Raw genomic sequence first — 21,704 nt, forward strand, 5'->3', positions numbered from 1 at the left:
TACTGGTATGGCGAAGAAAAAGAGCAGCAAAGAAGCAGAGCCGATGAAGCTCTTTTATATTTTTTACAACCAGGAGCGCTGGAATAACTGGATACAGTCACTGGAGAACGCAAGCTTCGAGCCGCAGCCGGATGAGGAGGTCTCCGAAGGCCTTCAGATCCTCTACAGCTTCACCGAGGACGTCACCATCTCGGTGCTGAAGATCATCCGCCTCTACCAGAACGGCCGGTTCACAAAGGACGAGGCGCGGGAGAGACTCGACGAGGTGGAGATGATCGTCATGACCGGCCTGCCTGAAGGCGAACTTGCGGAGATCATCGGTTCGCTGCAACTGACCCTGCTGGTGCTCTTTACCTCCTGCCGGAAATACCTGGACGAGGAATACGATACCGATATCAAAGCCCTGGTCAAGAAGGGCAAGGCGTTCGGGGAGGACGACCTCGAGGACGCTCTGGACGTCGCCGCCCAGATCGGCGCAAGCGTCATCAACGGAGCCACCTGCTGCGCCCGGTACATCAAAGACGACCTGGAGAACCCCACCCTCTTTGAGGAGTGGCTCATCGAGATAGACACGATGGCAAACGCAGTGAAATCCCTCAGCAAGTTCGACGAAGAACCCGGAGAAGCCTCGTGATTGCGGACAAAGCCAGATTTCGCGCAGCACGACGGCTGGAGAGGGCGGCAGGGTTCAGGCTTTCCGATCATGCCTTTTCCGGAGCCTTCCTCGAATCGGTGGGAACGGCGATAAACTTCGAGCGCCTCGACAGGACGCTGCGGACACAGCTCCTCGCTTTTTTCGAGGAGTTCCTCGGCTGCAGATGCAAAGATGCACCCCTCTGCGGGTGTCCTGAGCGGAGGTTCGCCTTGCATATCATCGAGCTGCGGGAGCTCGGGCTCGATCACCGGCAGATCAGCGCTCACCTGCTCGACGAGTTCGGGATCGATCTCTACCCGGCCGACATCTTAAGTTACCTCGAAGACTCGGTTCACCTGCTCGAGTCGATCCGCGACATCGCCGAGCTGCAGGAGCGGGAGAAGCTGGCAGAGAACGCATACGACCACATCCGAAAGATAGAACACTGATACTTTTTTTGGCCGCCTGCACCGGTCCGCCAAACCCTTATTGCCGGGAAGCACCCGAAGGGGGAGACGCCATGCCGGGGTACGAACTGATCGGGGAGGAGGAAGCCTGCGCGGTCAAGGACGTCTTCACATACGGCGGTGTGCTCACCCGCTACGGACATGACCGGAAACGGAGAGGCATCTACCGCGTCGAGGAGTTCGAGCGGGCGTTTTCCCGGAGGATGGGCGTCCGCCACGCACTCGCGGTCTCCTCGGGCAGCGCAGCGCTCATCGTCGCCCTGCGGGCGCTCGGGGTCGGCGACGGCGACGAGGTGATCACCCAGAGTTACACCTTCGTCGCCACCCTTGAAGCGATTGCTGCGTGCGGGGGCGTCCCCGTCGTCACCGAGATAGACGCGACGCTGACGATGGACCCGGATGATCTTGCAGCACGGATCACCGACAGGACAAAAGCGATCGTCCCGGTGCACACGATGGGCATCGGCGCCCGTATGGATGCGATCCTGCGGATAGCGCGGGAGCACGGCATTCCGGTGCTCGAGGACGCCGCCCAGGCGTGCGGCGGCTCGTACCACGGCGAGCTGCTCGGGACGATCGGCAACGTCGGATGTTTCAGTTTCGATTTCGAGAAGGTGATCACGACCGGCGAAGGCGGCATGATTGTTACGGACGACGGCGCGATCATCGCCCGGGCGCGGGCGTGCGCAGACCACGGCCGGGAGATGCAGGATCCGCACACGCCGGCAGATTCCGACCCGCACCCCTCTGGCGGCTTCAACTTCCGGATGAGCGAACTTTCGGGAGCCGTGGGGCTTGCACAGCTCCCAAAGATGGATACGGTGATCCGGCGGCAGCGGGAGATCAAACGACAGATACAGGAAGGCCTCTCCGACACTCCGGGACTCACATTCCGGGAGGTTCCCGATCCCACCGGCGATGCCGGGAACACGGCCGTCTTCTTCCTCGAGAGCCGGGAGGCGGCCGCGGCATTTGCCCGGTGCTGGAGGGAACGGGGGCACGCAACACAGAACCTGCCCGACTCGCTCGCATGGGACTATGCCGCGGAGTGGAGCCATATCCTCGGCGGGTACCCCCGCTACCGGGGCAGGAAGATCAGCACCCTCTGGCCGCAATCACGGGCGATCCTGGAGCGGGGGATTGCAATCCCCCTGCAGGTCACCATGACCCCGGATGCGATCGACAGACTGATCGCCGCAGCCCGTGCGTGCGCCGGAACGGCCAATCTCAGAGCACGGCCGGCCAGGGAAGCCCGATCTTCTGCGTCAGATCCCGAAGCTCATCGTGGATTCCGCGGTCGAGCCGGAGCAGCACGATGCCGTAGACCGCTCCGCCGAGGAGCACGGCCCCGAGGACAAGGAAGACGTTCGTCAGCGGGACGGCGATCATATACAGGCCGACAGCCGCAGCCATGACGAGTGCAGCCGCGACGATGTTGCCGACCGGCCGCCGTTCGATCCCGACCGGCATGAACCGTGAGAGCGCCCGGTAAGCAAGGCCTGCGTTCAGCACCATCGTGGCGAGCGTGGCGACGGCGGCCCCGACGATCCCGAGCACGGGAATGAGGGCGATGTTCAGGCCGATGTTGACGGCGGCGGCGACGGCCGTCACCCGGAAGGAGTCCTTCGGCCGGTCGAGGGCGTTCAGGGTCATCGTCTGGAGGAACATAAAGACATTCGCCACCTGGACGACGAGCAGGATGGCGAGCGCCGGGGTGCCGGCAGCGAAGGACGCTCCGTAGAAGAAGTAGAGGAGCCGCTCGCCGAGCAGCCACCCCCCCGCAAGCACCGGGACGGCGAGGAGGAGCGAGTAGGTGAACGCCCGGGTGAGCGAGGATGCGATATACTCGTGCTCTCCGTGCGCCGCCCAGTGGCTCATCCGCGGGAAGAGCGTGATATGGAGCGCCATGGTGATGAAGGTTGCAAGCGTGGTGAGCTGGAGAGCAACGCGGTAGATCCCGACATCTGCATCGGTCATGAAGTAGCCGAGCAGCACGGTATCGGCATACGTGAAGACGAGATACCCGCTCGAGCTCAAGAACGTCCAGACCGAGAAGGAAAAAAGGCTCGAAAGATGCCGCCATCCAAAGAGCGCCGGCCGGAGATCGAGGAAGAAGAGATTGAAGACACCTGCGACGAGCAGGCCGGCGACGAAACCGCCGACCAGCCCTGCGACCCCGAACCCGACGAAGACCGCGATGACCTGAAAGCCGATCCGCAGGACGTTGTTGAAGAGCCCGCTCAGCTGGTAAACCCCGACCTTCCCGCTCCCGTAGACACTGTAGGATACCGTGCTCGTAAAGACACTGACGAAGAGGGCAACAATCAGCCAGGAGAAGACCCCCGCCGAGGTGAGATCGACGAGAAACGGCTCAAGGAGCAGGAGCACGGCGATGGAGACAGCCAGGAGGAGGATCCGCAGAACCCCGAAGGCCGAGAAGTATTCGTTCTGCTCTTTCCCCTCGCTGATCCTCTTGATGACGGCGCCGCCGAACCCGCCGTCACCGACGAGGTCGAAGATGCCGAAGAATGCGACGAAGATGAAGTACGCCCCGAGCACCGCAGGACCGACCGCGTGGGCAAAGTACATCGTCGAGAGAAATCCAATTGCGGTGATCCCTACCGTCGAACTGAAACTGATGAGGCTCTGCCGCTGGACGGTATCGATGCCCATGATCCGGGCGAGGTAACGGGAGGGCTTGAACACAGGTACAGAAAACGAACGCAGAACTCATAATCATTTCTTCACGTCCACGCCTTTGTGTAGCATTGAACCGGGACGGTATCTTCCGATGCCGTTGCTTCCCTGCCGAAGATCCGTTCCGCCCCGCTTCCGGAACGATCCGTTCCAGAACCCTTATCAGCACATCATAGTAAATGATCATGAAGATATCTCTCTGCCGGGAGCGTTCCATTTCTCGCTCGATGAACGGGTATGAACACGAAACCATCTGACCGGGGCGAGGAATCACATCATCTCCAGAGACCATGCCGGGACCGGCCCATCCAGGGGTTACCCAAAAAGGGCAGTCTTTGCGTCGGCGCAGGGGCATGACGTCGCTGATCGCGCGGGCGTTTCCCAAAGACGCATCACAACTCCGGCAGTGCTGACCACATCCGGACGAATCGCATCGCAAACACATGCAGGAAACCAGAGCGACGAGCGCAGCATCACTACCGGTACGAGTAATCACCACCGTCTCCTACGAAGGAATCAACCATGGATAAACTACCGCTTACACGACCGTACTTCGACCAGGAGGAGCTCGACGAGATCAGGAGCGTGCTCGACTCGGGCTGGGTTGCGCAGGGGCCGAAAGTACGGGAGTTTGAATCAGCCGTCGCAGAGTACCTCGGCGTCCGGCACGCCGTCGCCGTAACGAACTGCACCGCAGCGCTCCACCTCGCGCTGCTCGCCCTCGGCATCGGTCCGGGCGACGAGGTGCTCGTTGCGGACTATACATTCCCCGCAACCGGCCATGCCGTGCTCTACTGCGGTGCCCGCCCGGTCTTCATTGATATCGACCCGCTGACCTACAACCTCGATCCCGGCCGGATCGAGGAGAGTGTCACCCCGAAGACGCGGGCGATCGTCCCGGTGCACACCTTCGGGCAGCCCGCAGCGATGGATTCGATCCTGGAGATCGCAGACGACCACGGCCTTGCCGTCGTTGAGGACGCCGCCTGTGCACTCGGCGCCCGATACCGCGGCAGATACGCCGGGACGATCGGCGACGTCAGCTGCTTCTCGTTCCACGCACGCAAGGGGATCACCACAGGCGAGGGCGGAATGCTCGTCACCGACCGTGACGAGATCGCCGCGGCGGCCCGGCACCTCGCGGTCTTCGGCATGACCGCCGCCTGGGACCGCGAGAAGAGCAGCGCTTTTGCCATCCCCGAGTTCACCGAGATCGGCTACAACTACAAGATGAGCGACATCACAGCGGCGGTGGGCGTCGCCCAGATGCGGCGGCTGGATGCGTTCATCGAGCGGCGGCGCGAACTCGCACGCATCTGGGACGCACACCTCGATCGGATCGACGGCATCACCCGGCCCTTCATCGACCCGGACGCGGAACCGGTCTACCAGAGTTACGTCGCTCTCGTCGACCGGGGGGTCGACCGGAACCGCCTGATTGAAATGGTAATGGCGGAGGGCGTCCAGACCCAGATCGGGACATACGCCTCTCACATCCAGCCCGTCTACCGGTCGCATGACCGGTGCGACCGGTCGCTGGACGTCTACCGCCGCGCAATCGCGCTGCCGCTGTACGTGACGCTCCGCGAGGAGGAGATCGATGCCGCGGCACGCATCCTTGCGAGAACCCTTGGAGAGTTACAATGAGCCTTAAGAACAGATCAGTACTTGTCACCGGCGGCGCAGGGTTCATCGGGAGCCACCTTGTGGACGCCCTTGTCCGGGAAGGACCGGAGAACCTGGTGGTCGTCGATAACCTCTACCTCGGCAAAGATGAGAACCTGCGGGAGGCCCGGGAGTCCTGCCCCTCGCTCTCCATCTACCACCAGGACGTCGCCGACTACGACGCGATGCAGGCGATCATCGAGAAGGAGGGGACCGACGTCGTCTTCAACCTCGCCGTGATCCCGCTGCCGGCGTCCCTCGAAGAGCCTGCCTGGACGTTCCGGCACAACAACGATATGGTCACGACGATCTGCGAGCTCGCCCGTAAGGACGCTTTCGAGACGCTGATCCACTTCTCGTCTTCCGAGGCCTACGGGACGTCGATCTATGCCCCGATGGACGAGAACCATCCCCTGAACGCTACGACCCCCTATGCAGCCAGCAAGGCGGCCGGCGACCTCCTGATCTTCTCCTACTGCCGCACCTTCGGACTGGATGCGGCGCTCGTCCGGCCGTTCAACAACTACGGTCCCCGGCAGAACGAGCGGAGTTACGCCGGCGTGATCCCCCTGACCATCAAGCGCATCCTGAACGGCGAGGCGCCGGTCATCCACGGCGACGGCAGGCAGACCCGCGACTACCTCTACGTCACCGATACGGCGCGGGCGGCGATCGACGTCTACAACACCTCCGCGACCCGGAACCGGGTGCTGAACATCGCCAGCGGAAAAGAGGTCTCGATCGAGCACATCATCCGGTTTATCGCCCGCTATATGGGATGCGAGAAGAACATCGTCTACCAGCCCGAGCGCCCCGGAGACGTCCGGCGGCATATCGCGAATGTCTTCCTGGCAGAGGACCTGATCGGGTTTTCCCCGCAGGTCTCGTTCGACGACGGCCTCGCGCAGACGATCGAGTGGTACAGGCAGCATCTCGCGCTGCGGTAGGCGGCCTTCGGGGAGGAACCATGAACGTCGATGCTGTCCGCCCGCACCGGAGCCACGGGAGCGGGGTGTTCTCCAGGGAGGATTTCGCCCGGATCGGAGACCACGTCGTCTTCGAGGAGGGGGTACGCGTCTTCCACCCGGAGCAGATCGAGATCGGGGAGAACGTCTACGTCGGCCACGGGGCGATCCTGAAAGGCTACTACAAAAACCGGATGACCATCGGCGACCACACCTGGATCGGCCAGTCCTGCTTCCTCCACAGCGCCGGCGGCATCAGGATCGGCCGGGCAGTCGGCATCGGCCCGGGCGTCACCATCCTCACTTCGGTGCACACCGAGGGCGAGGCGTCGCAGCCGGTCATCTGCAACGATCTCACGTTCGGCGAGGTGGTGGTCGGCGACGGGTCCGATATCGGCGTCAACACGATCCTCCTGCCGGGCGTCACCATCGGCGAAGGCTGCATCATCGGCGCGGGATCGGTGGTGACGAAGGACGTCCCGGCGTACAGCGTTGCGGCGGGCAACCCCGCCCGGGTGCTCCGCAGTCGGCGATAGCCTTATGAAACCCCGCAGAGTTCTGATCGGCCTCACCGAGATCGCGGGCTACAACGCGAGCCTGAAGCGCGGTTTCGAGGAGCTCGGGGTTCCCTGCACGTTTCTCAACCAGCGTGCGCACCCGTTCCGGTTCGGGGGCGACGACGCGGCCTGCCTCCCGGTGCGGCTGCAGCGGTGGGCGAACGCCCGCCTCGATGCCAGCACATCCCTGCCGGTGCGGGCGCTCTTCTACGCCATCATCCAGGCCTGCAACATCCCGCTCTTTATCAGAGTGCTGGCAACCCACGACGTCTTCATCTTCGGCTACGGCTCGACCTTCCTTGGATACTTCGATCTCCCGATCCTCAGACTTTTTGGAAAGCGGATCATCTACGTCTTCTTCGGGTCGGACGAGCGCCCGCCCTACCTCGACGGGGCGCTGATGGGGCCAGGGAAGGGGCGGACGGTCTCCGAGTGCATCCGGCTGACCGCACGGCAGAAGCAGAAGATCCGAAGGATCGAGCGGTATGCCGATCTCTGTGTCAGCCACCCGGCGTCGGCACACCTGCACGAGCGGCCGTTCGTGCAGTGGCTTGCGGTCGGCGTGCCGTTTTCTCCGCCTCCCGACGACGCCGCCCCCGGCCGGGAGGCATCAGGCAGCGTCCGGATCCTCCACTCACCCTCCGACCCGGAGGCAAAGGGGAGCGGGATCATCCGCTCGGCGATCCGGGAACTGCAGGAGAAGGGCTACGCCATCGAGTACGTGGAGATCACAAACAGACCGCACGCGGTGGTGCTCGAGGAGCTGCGGCGGTGCGACTTTGTGGTCGACCAGGTCTACTCCGACACACCCATGGCGATGTTCGCCACCGAGGTGGCGGCGTTCGGCAGGCCTGCGGTCGTCGGCGGCTACTACGCCGACCGGATCCGCGAGGCGATCCCGGAAGACCTGATCCCCCCCTCCCTCTACTGCCATCCGGACCGGATCGCCGGGGCCATCGAACTGCTGGTCCGGGATGACGCCCTGCGTGCCGACCTCGGGAGGCGGGCGCAGCAGTACGTCCGGGAACGCTGGGAACCCCGGCGGGTTGCGGAGCGCTACCTGCGGCTGATCGACGGCGATGTGCCCGGGGCATGGTGCTGCGACCCGCAGGCGATCCGTTACCTGCACGGCGTCGGCTTTTCTGAGACGCATACCCGCTCCCTCCTCCGGGCGGTGATCGCGGAAGGAGGCATCGCGGCGCTCCAGGTCCCGGATAAGCCCGATCTGGAGGATCTCTTCTGCGAGTTTGCCCGGAACGGGAGTTCTCAGATATAAACATTTTCTCTGATGCAAACTGTTTTCAGCCCTTTTGCTGAAATGTGTACTGCAGGATTGCACCATGTGTGGGATTGCAGCACTCATCAGCCTGAACGGGTCGTCGGAGCACCTCACAGAGATCGCGGCGATGACCGGAACCATCCGGCACCGCGGCCCGGACGACGAGGGGTTTGCCGTTTTTACGCAGGCACCGAAGGTGGCGGTCCTCTTCGGCGGGAGCGAAACCCCGGATGAGGTCATGAGTGCAGGTCTGCACTATTCGCCAAAGCAGGCCTTCTGCGGTACCATCCCGGAGGACGCCGTCGTCGCCCTCGGCCACCGCCGCCTCTCGATCCTCGACCTCTCGCCGGCCGGCCATCAGCCGATCTGCACGCCCGACCGGCGCTACTGGATCGCGTACAACGGCGAGATCTACAACTACACCGAGCTCCGTGCCGAGCTCGAAGGATACGGACACCGGTTCGCATCCCACACAGACACCGAAGTGATCGTCACCGCCTATGCACAGTGGGGCAGAGACTGCCTGCATCGCTTCAACGGGATGTGGGCGTTCGTCATCTACGATGCGGAGGAGCAGAAGGTCTTCGTCGCCCGCGACCGCTACGGAATAAAACCCCTGTACTACTGGTTCTCCCCGGAAGGATTCCTTGCGATCGCATCCGAGATCAAGGCATTCACCATCCTCCCCGGATGGAAGGCCCGCCTGAACGGCCCTCGGGCATACGACTATCTCGTCTCGAATCTCCTCGACCATACCCGGGAAACCCTCTTTCAGGGGGTGTACCAGCTCCCGGCCGGTGAAGCCGCGGAGTTCCGGGTGGAAGACGTTGAGAGCACCCTTCCGGTATACCGGTGGTACCGCCTCGAGCCGCAGCAGTTCTCCGGCACCTTCGATGCGGCGGCCGCAGAGTTTCGACGGCTGCTCAACGACTCCGTCCACCTGCGCATGCGTTCGGATGTCCCGGGCGGGTCCTGCCTTTCGGGAGGGCTGGACTCTTCATCCATCGTCTGCCTGGTAAACGACACGCTCAGGAGCGAAGAGAAACAGGATTTTCAGAAGACATTTTCAGCCTGTTCCCACGTGAAGGAGTACGACGAGCGGGAGTTCATCGACGAAGTGATCGGCGCGCGCGACATCCAAGCGCACTACACCTACCCCTCCTTCGACATGCTTCTCAGCCAGCTTGACGACCTCATCTGGCACCAGGACGAACCGTTCAAGACAACGAGCATCTTCGCGCAGTGGCTTGTCTTCCGGCTCGCCGCAGAACAGAGGGTCAAAGTCCTGCTCGACGGGCAGGGGGCGGATGAGCAGCTCTGCGGTTACCTGTGGTTCTTCGGGTGCCGGTACGCGGACCTCTTCCGTGCCGCCGACCTGACCCGCCTCTGGAAGGAGATGCAGGCGGTTAAGTCCCTGCACGGCATACCGGAGACCCGGTCGCTTGCGATGATGGGGTATTACCTCCTCCCGCCGTCGCTCAAAAGACCGGCAATGAAGTACTTCCAGGCAGATTGCGTCCGCCCGTCGTGGATCAACGCCGATCTGCTCGCAATTCCCCGCGGTTACCTCTGGCAGCCGAACGGATCGTCGTCGGTGCCGGGAGTGACCCAGTCAATCGCGCTCGCCCAGATGCTGTATACCAGTCTCCCGAGCCTGCTCCACTGGGAAGACAGGAACTCGATGGCGCATTCGGTCGAATCGCGGGTGCCGTTCCTGGACTACCGCCTCGTGGAGTTCATCATGGGCCTCCCCGAGGAGTACCGGATCGACGCCGGCGTGACGAAACGCGTACTCCGTGAGGCGATGAAAGGAATACTCCCTGAAAACGTCCGCATGCGGATGGATAAGATGGGATTTTACACCGCAGAGGAGCACTGGATCCGGCACGAAGGCCCCGAGATCGTGCGAAAGCTGCTCCGTGAGGCGGTGGACGCCTCGGAGGGCGTGCTGAAGGAAGAGGCCGTCGAAAGACTGGACCGAATGCTTTCCGGCGAGGAACCGGTAAGTCCCCAGGTCTGGAGATGGATCTGTTTCGGGCAGTGGATGAAGATCTTCGGCGTCCGGGTGGCGTGAGCGATCCGGAAAGAAGGAGCGCCGTCTTCCCACACAGTGAGAGACGCAGGTCCTCCGGGACGTAACGGTATCCCTGCAGGATCGCTATCGACGGATATGGCCCGAACTCTGCCGACATCTACCACATTTCTGCGACCGCCTGCACCGCAGATTACCGCCCCGCGAATATATAAATAATAATATATTCATTAGACCATCCGGAAGCACCTTCGGAGGTGTGAGAACTCCACAGCAGGAGGGTTGGATGGCGCAGAAACCGAAGATCTTTTTACTGACTCCTACTCCATCTCCATTCGCAGAGCGCGACGCAGGGATACTCAGGCAGGACTACACGGTCAGAGAACTCATCCTGGAGAGCGGCAGCGGTGCGAATGGGCGCTGGAGAAAGATGGTCATATTCGCCGGGATACTGCGGGGGGTGCTGTGGGCAGACATCACCTATTCCTGGTTTGCCCACAACCATGCCTATCTTGCGGTTATCCTGTCCAGACTATTCAGGAAAAAATCGATCGTCATTGTCGGAGGGTTTGAGGTTGCAAACGAACCCGACATCCAGTACGGCGGACTGCTCGACGCAAAGTTCTCCAGAAGAGTGCGCTACATCATCCACAATGCCGATCAGGTCTTTGCGGTCTCGGACTTCAACAGAGAGGAGATACAAAGGCTGGACCGGCACCGCCGCATAGAGCGGGTCTATAACGGGATCGACTGCACGGCGTTCACGCCGCAGAAAGGAAAGGAAGACCTTGTCATAACGGTATGCGTGATCACCAGGGCGGCCATACCGCTCAAGGGGCTCGACACCTTCATCAGTGCCGCACGGGCTCTGCCGCAGACGAAGTTCGCCGTCATCGGCCGGGTGCTGGACGACGGCATCGATATTCTGAAGCAGGATGCACCCTCCAATGTTGCATTCATCGAATCCCCTTCAAAGAAAGAACTCCTGCAATGGTACCGGAAAGCCCGGGTTTACTGCCAGCTCTCATATCGCGAGTCATTCGGGGTGGCGCTCGCGGAAGCGATGTCGTGCGAATGCGTTCCGGTGGTGACCGACAGAGGCGCCCTGCCGGAGATCGTCGGCGACACCGGATTCATCGTGCCGTATGGCGACCCGGAGAGCACTGCAGAGGCAATACAGGCTGCGCTGCGGTCAGGGAGAGGAAAAGACGCCCGGGAAAGGGTTCTGACTACGTTCTCGATCGAGCAGCGGCAGCAGACCATCAGAAAAGCAATCGACGGACGAATCGCATGATCCGGATCTTCGCCGCCTGCAACGGCACGCTTCTTGGGAGCCTCGGGACCGGCGTCTCGCCCACCTACACCCGGATCCACTTCCTGCTGAGAGGGCTTACAGAGTATGCGGACGTCGAGATCGATGCCGTATCCTGCGATCTCCCGCCCGGCAGGAGCATATCGCGGAGACTTGCAAACAACCTCCGAAAGACCCTTACCGCAATCCGGTCGGCGCACCGCATCCGGCGCGACCGGCCCTGGGTCTACTTCGCCTACCCGCACTCGATGACGACGGTGCAGAACCGGCTCCTCTTCTCGTTCTGTTCGCGCACCGGGGTCAGGACAATCCTCGACCTGCACGACACGCTGGAGCAGACGGGGGCGGTCGGCGACGGGAATGAACGGTTGAGCAGGAGACGTGAGGCAGACTGTCTCAGAAAGGCCTCGCTGGTCGTCGCACTGAACCGGCCGATGTGGGAGCGTGTCAGCAGCACCTACGGCCTGAACGGATCGAGACCGGTCGTCATCGCCCCGAACGCATTCGAGGACGCCTTTCTGCACCTCTACCCGGAGCCCTACCGGGCCGCGCGTGGCAGGTTCAACGTCTGCTATATCGGCGCCCTGACGAGAAACCGGGGTATCGACCTGCTGGTCGATGCCTGCACGGCCGTGCACGCGGAGAACCACGACCTGCGGCTCCACCTCTACGGCCCGTACGGGCCCGGGATTCCGGCAGAACTCCGTGACCGGATCGAGGACGCGGAGTGGATCGTCCGGCGGGAACTCCCACGAACGGAGCTCCCCGCCGCCCTGAAGGGCATGGACGTCCTCGTCATGCCCTACAACCCGGCGGAACCTTACCTGAACCTCGCGTCCCCGACGAAACTCTACGAGTATATCGGAACCGGCATCCCGATCCTCTGCACGAAATGTGACTCACTCCTCGATGCCGGGAGCAACGGCGGCATCCTGTACGTCGACTATACGGCCGACGCCCTGCGGGATGCGATCGTCACGCTGCACAACTGCCCGTCTCTCCGGGAGGAGATGTCACGAAGGTTATGTGCCATCAGGTCAGATCATACCTGGAGCATGAGGGCAGAGAGCGTCCGTGCGGGCATCCTCAGCTCGCTGGAACGAGAGGGGCAAGAGTGACGATCACCAACGGCAAACGATACCCGGCGCACGGGGCGTCTCACTGCGGGGGCAGCGCATGAAAGTCTGCATGGTCTCCACGACGCACCGGCCGACTGACGGAAGAATATTCCAGAAAGAGGCGAGGAGCCTTGCAAAGGCACACACTGTCACCGTGATAGCCCCGGGAGCCACGGCAGAAACGACGACCGAAGAGCAGGTGCGCATCGTCACCGTGCAGCAGCCCGGATCGTTCGCGCTTCACCCCATCACCCTGCTCCGGGTCTTCCGCGAGTGCTGGCGGCAGGACGCCGACGTCTACCACTGCCACGAGCCCGACGCCCTTCTGATCGGCATGGCCCTCAGGGTGCTGCGGGGAAAACGTGTCATCTACGACGTCCACGAACACTGGCCGACCGAGATACCTTTCGACCTGCACGTCGCACAGGGGAGCCGTCTCCAGAGGGTCCTGACGGCGATCGTCGACCCGCTCGAACTCTTTCTGGCACGCCGCGCCGACGGCACCATCGCGGTCAGCGACAGCGTCGCAGAACGGTTCCGGGACGCCGGCCTCGATCCGGTCATCATCGCGAACTACTCGATCGCCGATCTCGAGATTCCCTGCACCCCCAGGAGAGAGGGGAAGAGGATCCTCTACATGGCCGGGAACATGCAGGCGTTCCACGGCATCCGCGAGTGCATCCTGGCAGTATCCCAGGTCTTCTCACGCCACCCGGACGCCTCGCTGACGCTCGTCGGAAACGTCCGTGACGACGTCGGGGCGATCGTCCCCGACGAACATACCCGCGAAAGGATTCATACGACGGGATTCCTCCCCTACCGCCGGATGTACGAGACGCTCGGTGCGGGAGAGATCGGACTTCTGGTCTTCCAGCCTGCCTACTACAACATCTCCATCGGCCTGCCAAACAAACTCTTCGACTACATGCTCGTCGGGCTGCCTGTCGTCGCCAGCGACTTTCCCGAGATACGCAACGTCGTTAACGACGCCGGCTGCGGGATCCTCGTCGACCCTACGGACATCGGCGCGATCGCCGATGCAGTTACCTACCTCCTGGAAAACCCGGACGAGGCGCGCCAAATGGGCGAGAACGGTAGACGCGCCATAGAGCAGCGGTATAACTGGGGCCGTATGGAGACGTCGCTGCTGGCACTGTACCGAAACCTGAACGGCGAGGCCCCGGTCTCCGGCAGACCGGCTGAGCCAGCCTCTGAGGAGGGGCTGCAGTGATCACCACCCTCATCCTCGACTTCGACGGCGTCGTCGCCGAGTCCATCGCCATGAAGGCGGAGGCCTTCCGGGAGACCTTCTCGTTCATCCCCGAACACCAGGACGAGATCGTCGCCTACCACCTCGAAAACGGCGGCATGTCACGCTACGACAAGTTCCGTCACATCTACGAGAATATCCTGCACGAGGACCTCACGCCCGAGCAGGAGAAGCGGCTCGCCGACCGCTACGCCGGGCAGATCTTTGAGAAGATGCTCACGATCCCCTTCGTCCCCGGAGCGGAGGAACTCCTCCGGGAGTGCTCGCGCCTGCTCCCGCTCTACATCGTTTCCGCAACCCCGCAAGGCGAGATGCGGGAGATCACCCGCCACCGCAACCTCGATCAGTACTTCGTCCGGGTCTACGGCTCGCCGAAGACGAAGGCCGAATGCGTCCGGGAGATCCTGGCAGAGACGGGCTCATCCCCGACAGAGACCCTCTTCGTCGGCGACGCCCCGCAGGACTGGCAGGCGGCGCGGGAGACCGGCGTCCGGTTCGTTGCCCGGGTCAAACCGGGCGACCCCGATCGCTTCTCCGGGAGGCCCGGGGTCGAGGCGGTCGTGGGTAACCTTCATGAACTCCAATCCTACATACGGGACGAACTATGCTCATCCCGATCTCGTACCCCCTGAACCGACAGGCGCCGCTCTATCCCGGATCGCCTCCTATCACCATCCGGGAGCAGACCTCAATCGCGGACGGCGATCCGGAGACGACCAGCATCATCACCCTCTCCAGCCACGCAGGGACGCATATCGACCTCCCGAAACACGTCTGCACAGGCGGCGGATCGGTCGCCGACCTCCTCGCACCCGAGCCGGTCTTCGCGCCCGCGTACTGCATCGACGTTCCGACAGAGGGAGCGGTGCCGCTCCGTGCGGCGGACCTCGCACCGCACCTCCCGGCGGTCCGGGACGGAAAAGCGCTCTTTGTCAGGACCGGCGCCTCCAGTCTCCGCGACATCAATCCGGACGTCTACGCATCGGCGCACCCCTGGGTGCACCCGGACGTCCCCGCCCTCCTCCGCACCGAATGCCCGGACCTCCACGTCTTCGGGATCGACACCATCTCGATCGCATCACCCGCCCATCCGGAGGAGAGCCGTGCCACCCATGCCGGCTTCCTCTGCACCACGCCGCGCATCTTCGTCATGGAGGACGTCGATCTCTCGTACGGGAGGCTCATCGATGAAGCGTGGATCCTCCGCCTCTACCCGGTGCTCTTCGACGACATCGAGGGGGTGCCGGTGGTGGCGCTTGCCGAGATACCGGGGGCGTAACAGAAGGATCTGCTCTAAACTCGTCTGCAGGATGCAAAGTCGGTTTCCCCGGGTTCCGGTCTTCTGTGGAACTATCCGGGTCAGGGGGACCGTGACGGCTATCGCACCGGGGGAGGGGTGTCAGGGGAGGGGGCTGGCCCCATATGCGCTACCGTACCCTATGGGTGCACCGAAATTCCTGGTGCTATCGGCGGGATCCAGGCACTTGATGAGGTCCCATCTCTTGCTCCGGATGACCGCGATCGGGGTATTCGGGGGCACGGTTTTCCCCCTGGGTATCGCCATGACTGCCCCCGCCCCTTGAGGGGCGGGGGAGGAGGCCGGAGGCCGGGTGGGGTGGGGTTGATGCTGTCTGGGGATCTTCGCGGGAGACAGGGGAAGGGAAAACCCCTCCCCGTCGGCCCCACCCCGGGGGGCGCTTAGCCGCCACGGTTCACAGCACGGGGAGACGCCCGGGACAAGCCCGGTCCGGCACCAGCCTCGTCAGGGGAAGAACGCGGTATACGCTTGAACCTCCTTAGCTAAGGGTTAGCGTATTTCCCACGATCCGCTTTCCGCAACGTCGCAGAAAGTCGGGTTGGGATGTGAGAGAAGGGCGCCCCGAAAAAATAGTTAAATAATCCCCATCTCTGATAGGCGGGTCGGCAGGTACTCCTTCGTCACGAAATCAAGCCCGCGGCTCGCAAAGGCCTGCTGTTCAGACTTCAGCTTCATCTCGAGCTGCAGGTTGATCTGCTCGCGCCAGTAGTCGGTCGCAAACCGGGGATCGGTCAGCTCCGATTTCAGCGCAGCCACGTCCTGCTCGGTGAGCTTGTCGGAGGGAAGGTTGTAGTCGGTGATGTCGCTTGGCTGCACCCCGACGAACTGTGCCTGCGGCGTGGCAAGGCGCTCGGACATATGGGCACTCTTGATCGAACCGTAGGCGACGCTGGCATATATCCGGTACGACCAGGGGTCACCGTCGGTGAAGACCACGACCGGCAGGTCCATCGTTTCATTGAGCCGCCGGAGCACCCGGCGGGTGGACCGGGCAGGCTGTCCCTTGAGGTTCACCAGGATAGCCCCATACTCCTCGTCGAACCCGTTCTCCATAAGACGGGCGTACATACCGCCGGTCTCGATCGCGATGACGAACTTCGCGTCGTGATCGATGAAGTCGAGGGTATCCACGTTATTCGGGATGGGATACCCAGCCTCGCCGACATCCTCCTGGCAGTGAATCTCACGGACACCGCGCTGAGTAGACTCACGGAGTTTCAGGGGCCCGAAGATCGCCGCTCCGTCCTCCTCGGGGCGGAGGTGGAAGGCCTCCCGCTGCAGGTCGGTGAGGATCTCGAGATCCTCGATGAGCCGGTTGCTCTCGTCCTGCGCCCCGAACTTCGCCCGCTTCCAGCCTTCCGAGATGTAATAGAGTTCTCTCAGTGTCGAGGAGCGGCCTTCGGCGAGCTGCTGCTTTAAAAATCCGATGACGTATGCCATCTTCAGGAGATGGACGGCGCTCTTCTCGGAGGTCGCCGCCCGCGTGCTCTCCCGCTCGCCATAGGTCCAGACCTCGCTTTCGTCGTTGTACTCGATATTCTGCTTCGTCCGCGTCGGCAGCCGGATGAAGGGCACGAGGCCGTCACGCATCTGGTCGTACCAGCCGCGTGCTATCGTCACCAGCTGCTCCCTGGCACGCAGATCCATCTCTTCCCTAGACATCGAGATCCACCACCACTTTCTGATTCTCCTCTACGCCGCGCAGGTCGATGCTCCCGTCGCCGCTGCCCGAGTAGGTCACCTGCCACACCGTTCCGGGCGCAAGGAGGCATTTCCATACCTTGTTGTACTCGCCGTCGAAGGCATCCACGAAGTCGGGCTTCGGTTCTGCGTCCGCCGCATCGTCGCGGGAGAGGTTGTAGAGGGTGAAGGCGATCTCCCGCGCGGTGTAGTTGTGCACGTCGATACTGACCGTTCCGTCGCTCGTCCGCTTCTTGGCGACGAGTTTTCGCATGATTTTTCCTTCGATCGGCGAAGTATCGAGCGGCGGCAGCTCCACGATATCGCTTACCTTTGCCGCAATCTCGGGAATGATCGAGCAGATGGCACGGGCACGATCGTCCTGCTGCTTCTTCTTGTCCCGCCGGTTGAGGTACGTCTTCAGCTCCCGCCCGAGCTCCTGGAGCACGAGAACGATCTCCCGCTCGATCTCCGGGATCGACGCGATCGCGTCCTTGCTCTCGCTCGTGAAGGGGACGTTCGTCGAGGCCACGTGCACCATGATCAGCACCGGGCCTGCGGGGAGACCGGCTTGAGAGAGGCCGTACGCCTTCCAGTTCACCTGCGAGACGCAGCCGGTGATCGCGCAGGCGCCCTGCTGGTAGAGGAGCGGGACGCGGTTTGCAAACCGCAGGATCTGCCCGGATCCCTCGGCAGGGAGCTTGCCGCCGTAGCCGATCGCCGCCTCGATGATGAACGAGTGGCCCGAGAAGACCGTGCTCGGCCGGGTGCGGGACTTGATGAAGTCGAGCGGGATCTCTTTCTCAAGACCCTTCCGGATCAGGTCTTCGCCGATCGGCGAGAGGCACTGCTGAGCCGGCGGCGCCGGGACCTTCACCTGCTGCATCGCCGCAAGGAGCCTCTTCAGCTCCTCCGCCTCGAGCCCCTTCACCTTCCGCCGCGGCTTCAGGTTCGCAAGCGCGATCATCTCCTCTGCGGTCTTCTTCCCGACGCGGGAGAAACTGTTCACCAAAAACTCGTCGAGGGGCTCCGCGCTCACCGCCGCGATCCTTTTCAGCGCCCCGAACTCGATCCCATGGGGGTGGGGAAGGATCGCCTTCGGGCAGGGCGGCACCTCGCTGCTCACCCGCTCAAAGACGGTCAGCTCACCGTCGATATCGGCGGTGATCCGGGCATGCGGGTTGACGACCGCGGTGTAGCGGAGATACTCGAGCAGCCTCTTCTTTGCGGCGAGCGTGCTCCGAAACTCAATCTCAATCCGGGTGCCGTGCGTCCGGTCCCAGTCGATCTCCTCATGCACCAGGACATCCGGCTCGTTCGTCTCGGTCTTGATCATCAGCTCGAACCGGTGCGCGGGTGCGTTCGCCCCGGTCCGGGAGATGACCAGCGCCGGGACGCCGGTCGTCAGCTGGGCGTAGAGCACTGCAGCGCTGATGCCGATACCCTGCTGCCCCCGGCTCTGCCGGATCTGGTGAAACCGGGAGCCGTAGAGGAGTTTGCCGAAGACGTACGGGACGTTCTTCCCGACAATCCCGGGGCCGTTGTCCTCGACCGTGATCCGGTAGACGTCGGTTCCGACCTTCCTGATGGCGACGAAGATGTCGGGGAGGACTTCCGCCTCCTCGCAGGCGTCGAGGGCGTTGTCCACCGCCTCCTTGACGGTGGTGATGATCCCGCGCGTCGGCGAGTCGAACCCGAGCAGGTGTTTATTCTTCTCAAAGAACTCAGCGACACTGATACTCCGCTGCTGTTTCGCCAGGTCTTCAGCAAGTACCAAACCGTGTCACCTCGGCGATAGCGTCCGCGAGGGTCATCTCCTGCTGCTCGCCGGAGTGGAGGTTCTTGAGCGTGACCCGTCCCGACTCAATCTCGCGTTTTCCGAGCACCACAGCATAATCGGCCGTCTTCGCCGCGTGGGAGAGCTGGGCGCCAAGGCCGCGTTCCATCAGGTCGACCTCGGTCCGGATGCCCGCCTCCCGGAAGGCCCGGGCAACCTCGAGCGCGCGGGCGCGTGCCTCGGGGGTGCAGACGACGCCTGCAATCGGCTCGCCTTCGAGCAAAAGCTCCCCGAGCGAGACCATCACCCGGTCGAAACCAATCGCAAAACCGCAGGAGGCCACATCGTCGCCGCCGAAGAGGTGGGCGAGCCGGTAGGCGCCACCGCCGAGGATCTGGTTCTCGGCACCGAGGTTCGGCGCGAAGACCTCAAAGACCATCCCGGTGTAGTAGTCAAGGCCCCGGGCGATGCCGAAGTCGGCGGTGTAGGCGATCCCCTGCGCGTCCAGGATCGCAAACGTCTCCTCGATCCGCTCCCGCTCGGGAAGGTCGCCGGTGATGGCAAAGACCTCGCCGGGTGTCCTGCAGTCCATCAGCCCGACCAGGGAGGTGAAAAGGTCGCCGAGCCCCTTCTCGCCGAGCCTTTCTTCGAGGCCGGCGAGGTCATGTTTGTCGAGATATGCCATGATCTCCCGCTGCTCCTCTGCCGGGAGGCCATGCAGGAGGTGCTTCATCGGTGCGAGGTGGCCGACGTGGAGATCGAACGCTACACCGGCGGTGCGGAGCACGGCGTCGGCGAGCAGGATCACCTCGGCGTCGGCACTCGCCGTATCGGCACCGATCAGCTCGACGCCGAACTGCCAGAACTGCCGGTAGCGCCCCTTCTGGGGACGCTCGTAGCGGAAGCAGTCGGCGAAGTAGCACCAGCGGAGGGGTTTTGGGAGCACCTTGCCCTCGTTCACGTACATCCGCATCACCGCGGCCGTGATCTCGGGGCGGAGCGTCAGTTCCCGCCCGCCTTTATCCTCGAATGCATACATCTCGTTGATGATGCCCTCCCCCGACTTCATCGTGAAGAGTTCGAGATGCTCGAATATCGGCGTGCAGACCTCCCGGTATCCCCAGCGGCGTGCAGCGGTGCGCATCCGCGTCTCGATCAGCCTGCGGCGTTCCATCTCTTCCGGTAAAAAATCCCGTGTGCCCCGTGGTTTCTGAAGCATTCCGTAAACTCCTGATTATTTTCTCTCTTTCGAACCCTTATCTTTCCTGCGCTCCACCTCTCCCAAAAATCGTTTCAGCGTGCCCTCGCCGTGCCAGACGCGCTCCCGGGAGAGGCGTCCCTGGAGGAAGAGGGCGGCAAGGACGAGGCCGAGCCCGAGGATCTCAAGGCCCGACCAGGTCACGAAGAGGGCGAGCAGCGCGAGGGCGGTGAAGAGAACGCCCTGATACGCAGCGGTGCGGTACCCGGAAAGACCCGTCCGGTAGTATATCCGCAGGTCGCGCAGCCAGAGAAAAACGACGACCGCAACCCCGAATCCGGCGACGTACACAAGATAGGACATGAGAAGTAATTATTATACCCGGAGCCCTTATTTTTGTTATTGAGACATGTCCCCGAATACCGCCCTCCGAGATATTCTGCACGGCTACCGGAACGGAACGATCACGGAAGACGACGCCCTCGCAGCGATCGAGGGGTTCCGGATCGAGATGCTCGAGGGCATGGCCCGGATCGATACCGGCCGGGCGGTGCGCTGTGGGATGCCCGAGGTGGTGCTCGCGGAGGGAAAGGATCCTGAAGTCTTTGCCGAGATCATGCTGACCCACACGGCGGCGGCCGGCCGCTGCATCGCAACGAGGGTCTCGCCCGAGCAGGCCGGGGTTCTCACCGAGAGGATCCGCCCGACCGATCTCACCCTCGACTACCGGGAGGCTGCCCGGGCGCTCGTCCTCGGAGACCGGCCGGCTCCCGCACCGAAGGGCGGCATCGTCGCCATCCTCACGGCGGGCACCTCCGACATCAGGGTCGCCGAGGAGGCGCGGCTGATCGCGGAAGAGATGGGGTGCGAGGTGCGGACGGCCTACGACGTCGGGGTGGCCGGCATTCACCGCCTCTTCTCGGCGATGAAAGACCTCATCCCGGCCCACGTCTTCATCGTCGCCGCCGGCCGCGAGGGGACGCTGCCTGCCATCGTCTCGGGGCTCGTCGACCGGCCGGTGATCGGCGTCCCGGTCAGTACCGGCTACGGCTACATGGGCGCAGGCGAGGCGGCGCTCGCCAGCATGCTCCAGTCCTGTTCGGTGCTCAGCGTCGTGAACATCGACGCCGGATTTACCGCGGGCGCGTTCGCCGCGCAGATTGCAAACCTGGTGGCGAAGGATGCGTAGGGGGTTCTATATCGGGCGGTTCCAGCCCTATCACAACGGGCACCAGTCGGTCCTCGAGGAGATCGCCAGGTGGGCCGACGAGATTGTCATCGGCGTCGGCAGCGCCCAGCTCTCCCACACCCCGGACAACCCCTTCACCGCCGGGGAGCGGGTGCTGATGATCACCCGCGCGCTTGCCGATCTTGCATGCCCGATCTACGTCATCCCGATCGAGGATATCCGGCGGAACGCCATCTGGGTCGCCCACGTCAGGTCGATGACGCCGCCGTTCGACGTCGTCTATTCGGGAAACCCGCTCGTGATGCAGCTCTTCGCGGAGGCGGGCATGGAGGTGCAGTCGCCCGACATGTACGAGCGGGCGACCCACAGCGGCCGGGAGATACGCCGGCGGATGCTCTGCGGGGAGGCATGGGAGAACCTGGTGCCTCCCGCCGTCATCGACGTCATCCGCGAGATCCGCGGGGATGAGCGGCTGCGGCAGATCGCCGGAACCGATGAGTGAAAGACGGCGAACAGAAAGCATATCATGGCGGCCAGCCCTCGTCA

General features: G+C 63.1%; 19 protein-coding genes and 1 pseudogene. 15 read left to right on the top strand and 5 right to left on the bottom strand.

Translation table 11 applies throughout. The features are described 5' to 3' along the window. Positions 1-7 precede the first annotated feature (7 nt). The 3 genes and pseudogenes from FGU65_RS03475 to FGU65_RS03485 form a co-directional block, all read left to right on the top strand. Positions 8-634 carry a DUF2150 family protein gene (locus FGU65_RS03475; RefSeq protein WP_301663025.1) on the top strand — a complete coding sequence of 209 codons (627 nt, stop codon included), beginning with the start codon at positions 8-10 and terminating at the stop codon, positions 632-634. Further along, positions 631-1,083 carry a DUF5814 domain-containing protein gene (locus FGU65_RS03480; RefSeq protein ID WP_301663026.1) on the top strand — a complete coding sequence of 151 codons (453 nt, stop codon included), beginning with the start codon at positions 631-633 and terminating at the stop codon, positions 1,081-1,083. Before FGU65_RS03475 ends, FGU65_RS03480 begins: the two co-directional genes overlap by 4 nt. Positions 1,084-1,154: 71 nt before the next feature. Then, a pseudogene (locus FGU65_RS03485) lies at positions 1,155-2,288 on the top strand (DegT/DnrJ/EryC1/StrS family aminotransferase); the annotation flags it as partial. A 40-nt stretch (positions 2,289-2,328) separates the two neighbouring features. On the opposite strand, the gene FGU65_RS03490 reads toward FGU65_RS03485, so the two are convergent. Next, the gene (locus FGU65_RS03490; protein ID WP_301663027.1) at positions 2,329-3,807 is read right to left on the bottom strand and encodes a flippase; all 1,479 of its coding nucleotides are present in this window, start codon (positions 3,805-3,807) and stop codon (positions 2,329-2,331) included. Positions 3,808-4,320: 513 nt separating this feature from the next. Between FGU65_RS03490 and FGU65_RS03495 the strand changes: the two genes are divergently transcribed. The 10 genes from FGU65_RS03495 (at position 4,321) to FGU65_RS03540 (ending at position 15,275) form a co-directional block, all read left to right on the top strand. Further along, positions 4,321-5,445, top strand: a complete 1,125-nt coding sequence (locus FGU65_RS03495; RefSeq protein WP_301663028.1) for a DegT/DnrJ/EryC1/StrS family aminotransferase — start codon at positions 4,321-4,323, stop codon at positions 5,443-5,445. After that, complete coding sequence (locus tag FGU65_RS03500) at positions 5,442-6,410, top strand: dTDP-glucose 4,6-dehydratase (protein WP_301663029.1); 969 nt, start codon at positions 5,442-5,444, stop codon at positions 6,408-6,410. The genes FGU65_RS03495 and FGU65_RS03500 overlap by 4 nt, the downstream gene beginning before the upstream one ends. A gap of 20 nt (positions 6,411-6,430) precedes the next feature. Next, positions 6,431-6,964 (top strand): acyltransferase, encoded by a 534-nt coding sequence (locus FGU65_RS03505; RefSeq protein WP_301663030.1) that lies wholly within the window; start codon positions 6,431-6,433, stop codon positions 6,962-6,964. 4 nt (positions 6,965-6,968) lie between these two features. Then, entirely contained in the window at positions 6,969-8,261 is a 1,293-nt protein-coding gene (locus FGU65_RS03510) for a glycosyltransferase (RefSeq protein ID WP_301663031.1), read from the top strand. A gap of 64 nt (positions 8,262-8,325) precedes the next feature. Then, positions 8,326-10,338 (top strand): asparagine synthase (glutamine-hydrolyzing), encoded by a 2,013-nt coding sequence (gene asnB, locus FGU65_RS03515; protein WP_301663032.1) that lies wholly within the window; start codon positions 8,326-8,328, stop codon positions 10,336-10,338. 244 nt (positions 10,339-10,582) lie between these two features. Further along, positions 10,583-11,590 (top strand): glycosyltransferase family 4 protein, encoded by a 1,008-nt coding sequence (locus FGU65_RS03520; protein ID WP_301663033.1) that lies wholly within the window; start codon positions 10,583-10,585, stop codon positions 11,588-11,590. Then, complete coding sequence (locus FGU65_RS03525; RefSeq protein ID WP_301663034.1) at positions 11,587-12,726, top strand: glycosyltransferase; 1,140 nt, start codon at positions 11,587-11,589, stop codon at positions 12,724-12,726. Before FGU65_RS03520 ends, FGU65_RS03525 begins: the two co-directional genes overlap by 4 nt. Positions 12,727-12,784: 58 nt before the next feature. Beyond that, positions 12,785-13,957: a glycosyltransferase family 4 protein gene (locus FGU65_RS03530; RefSeq protein WP_301663035.1), complete on the top strand. Its 1,173-nt coding sequence runs from the start codon at positions 12,785-12,787 to the stop codon at positions 13,955-13,957. After that, complete coding sequence (locus tag FGU65_RS03535) at positions 13,954-14,628, top strand: HAD family hydrolase (protein ID WP_301663036.1); 675 nt, start codon at positions 13,954-13,956, stop codon at positions 14,626-14,628. Before FGU65_RS03530 ends, FGU65_RS03535 begins: the two co-directional genes overlap by 4 nt. Continuing rightward, a complete protein-coding gene (locus tag FGU65_RS03540) occupies positions 14,601-15,275 on the top strand; it encodes a cyclase family protein (protein WP_301663037.1) in 675 nt (224 codons plus the stop codon). The genes FGU65_RS03535 and FGU65_RS03540 overlap by 28 nt, the downstream gene beginning before the upstream one ends. Positions 15,276-15,887: 612 nt before the next feature. Here FGU65_RS03540 and FGU65_RS03545 read toward each other — a convergent pair. From FGU65_RS03545 to FGU65_RS03560, 4 genes are read right to left on the bottom strand one after another with little or no spacing between them, the layout of a single operon-like run. After that, positions 15,888-16,976: a DNA topoisomerase IV subunit A gene (locus tag FGU65_RS03545; protein WP_301663038.1), complete on the bottom strand. Its 1,089-nt coding sequence runs from the start codon at positions 16,974-16,976 to the stop codon at positions 15,888-15,890. Further along, positions 16,969-18,771, bottom strand: a complete 1,803-nt coding sequence (locus FGU65_RS03550) for a DNA topoisomerase VI subunit B (RefSeq protein WP_301663039.1) — start codon at positions 18,769-18,771, stop codon at positions 16,969-16,971. Before FGU65_RS03550 ends, FGU65_RS03545 begins: the two co-directional genes overlap by 8 nt. Continuing rightward, a complete protein-coding gene (gene hisS, locus FGU65_RS03555) occupies positions 18,758-19,990 on the bottom strand; it encodes a histidine--tRNA ligase (RefSeq protein ID WP_301663040.1) in 1,233 nt (410 codons plus the stop codon). The genes FGU65_RS03550 and hisS overlap by 14 nt, the downstream gene beginning before the upstream one ends. A gap of 15 nt (positions 19,991-20,005) precedes the next feature. Continuing rightward, positions 20,006-20,332: an ABC transporter permease gene (locus FGU65_RS03560; protein ID WP_301663041.1), complete on the bottom strand. Its 327-nt coding sequence runs from the start codon at positions 20,330-20,332 to the stop codon at positions 20,006-20,008. 46 nt (positions 20,333-20,378) lie between these two features. Between FGU65_RS03560 and larB the strand changes: the two genes are divergently transcribed. Then, entirely contained in the window at positions 20,379-21,158 is a 780-nt protein-coding gene (gene larB, locus FGU65_RS03565; RefSeq protein WP_301663042.1) for a nickel pincer cofactor biosynthesis protein LarB, read from the top strand. After that, complete coding sequence (locus tag FGU65_RS03570; protein WP_301663043.1) at positions 21,151-21,660, top strand: nicotinamide-nucleotide adenylyltransferase; 510 nt, start codon at positions 21,151-21,153, stop codon at positions 21,658-21,660. Before larB ends, FGU65_RS03570 begins: the two co-directional genes overlap by 8 nt. Positions 21,661-21,704: the final 44 nt, after the last annotated feature.

Source organism: Methanoculleus frigidifontis, assembly GCF_030464345.1.
GTDB lineage: Archaea > Halobacteriota > Methanomicrobia > Methanomicrobiales > Methanoculleaceae > Methanoculleus_A > Methanoculleus_A frigidifontis.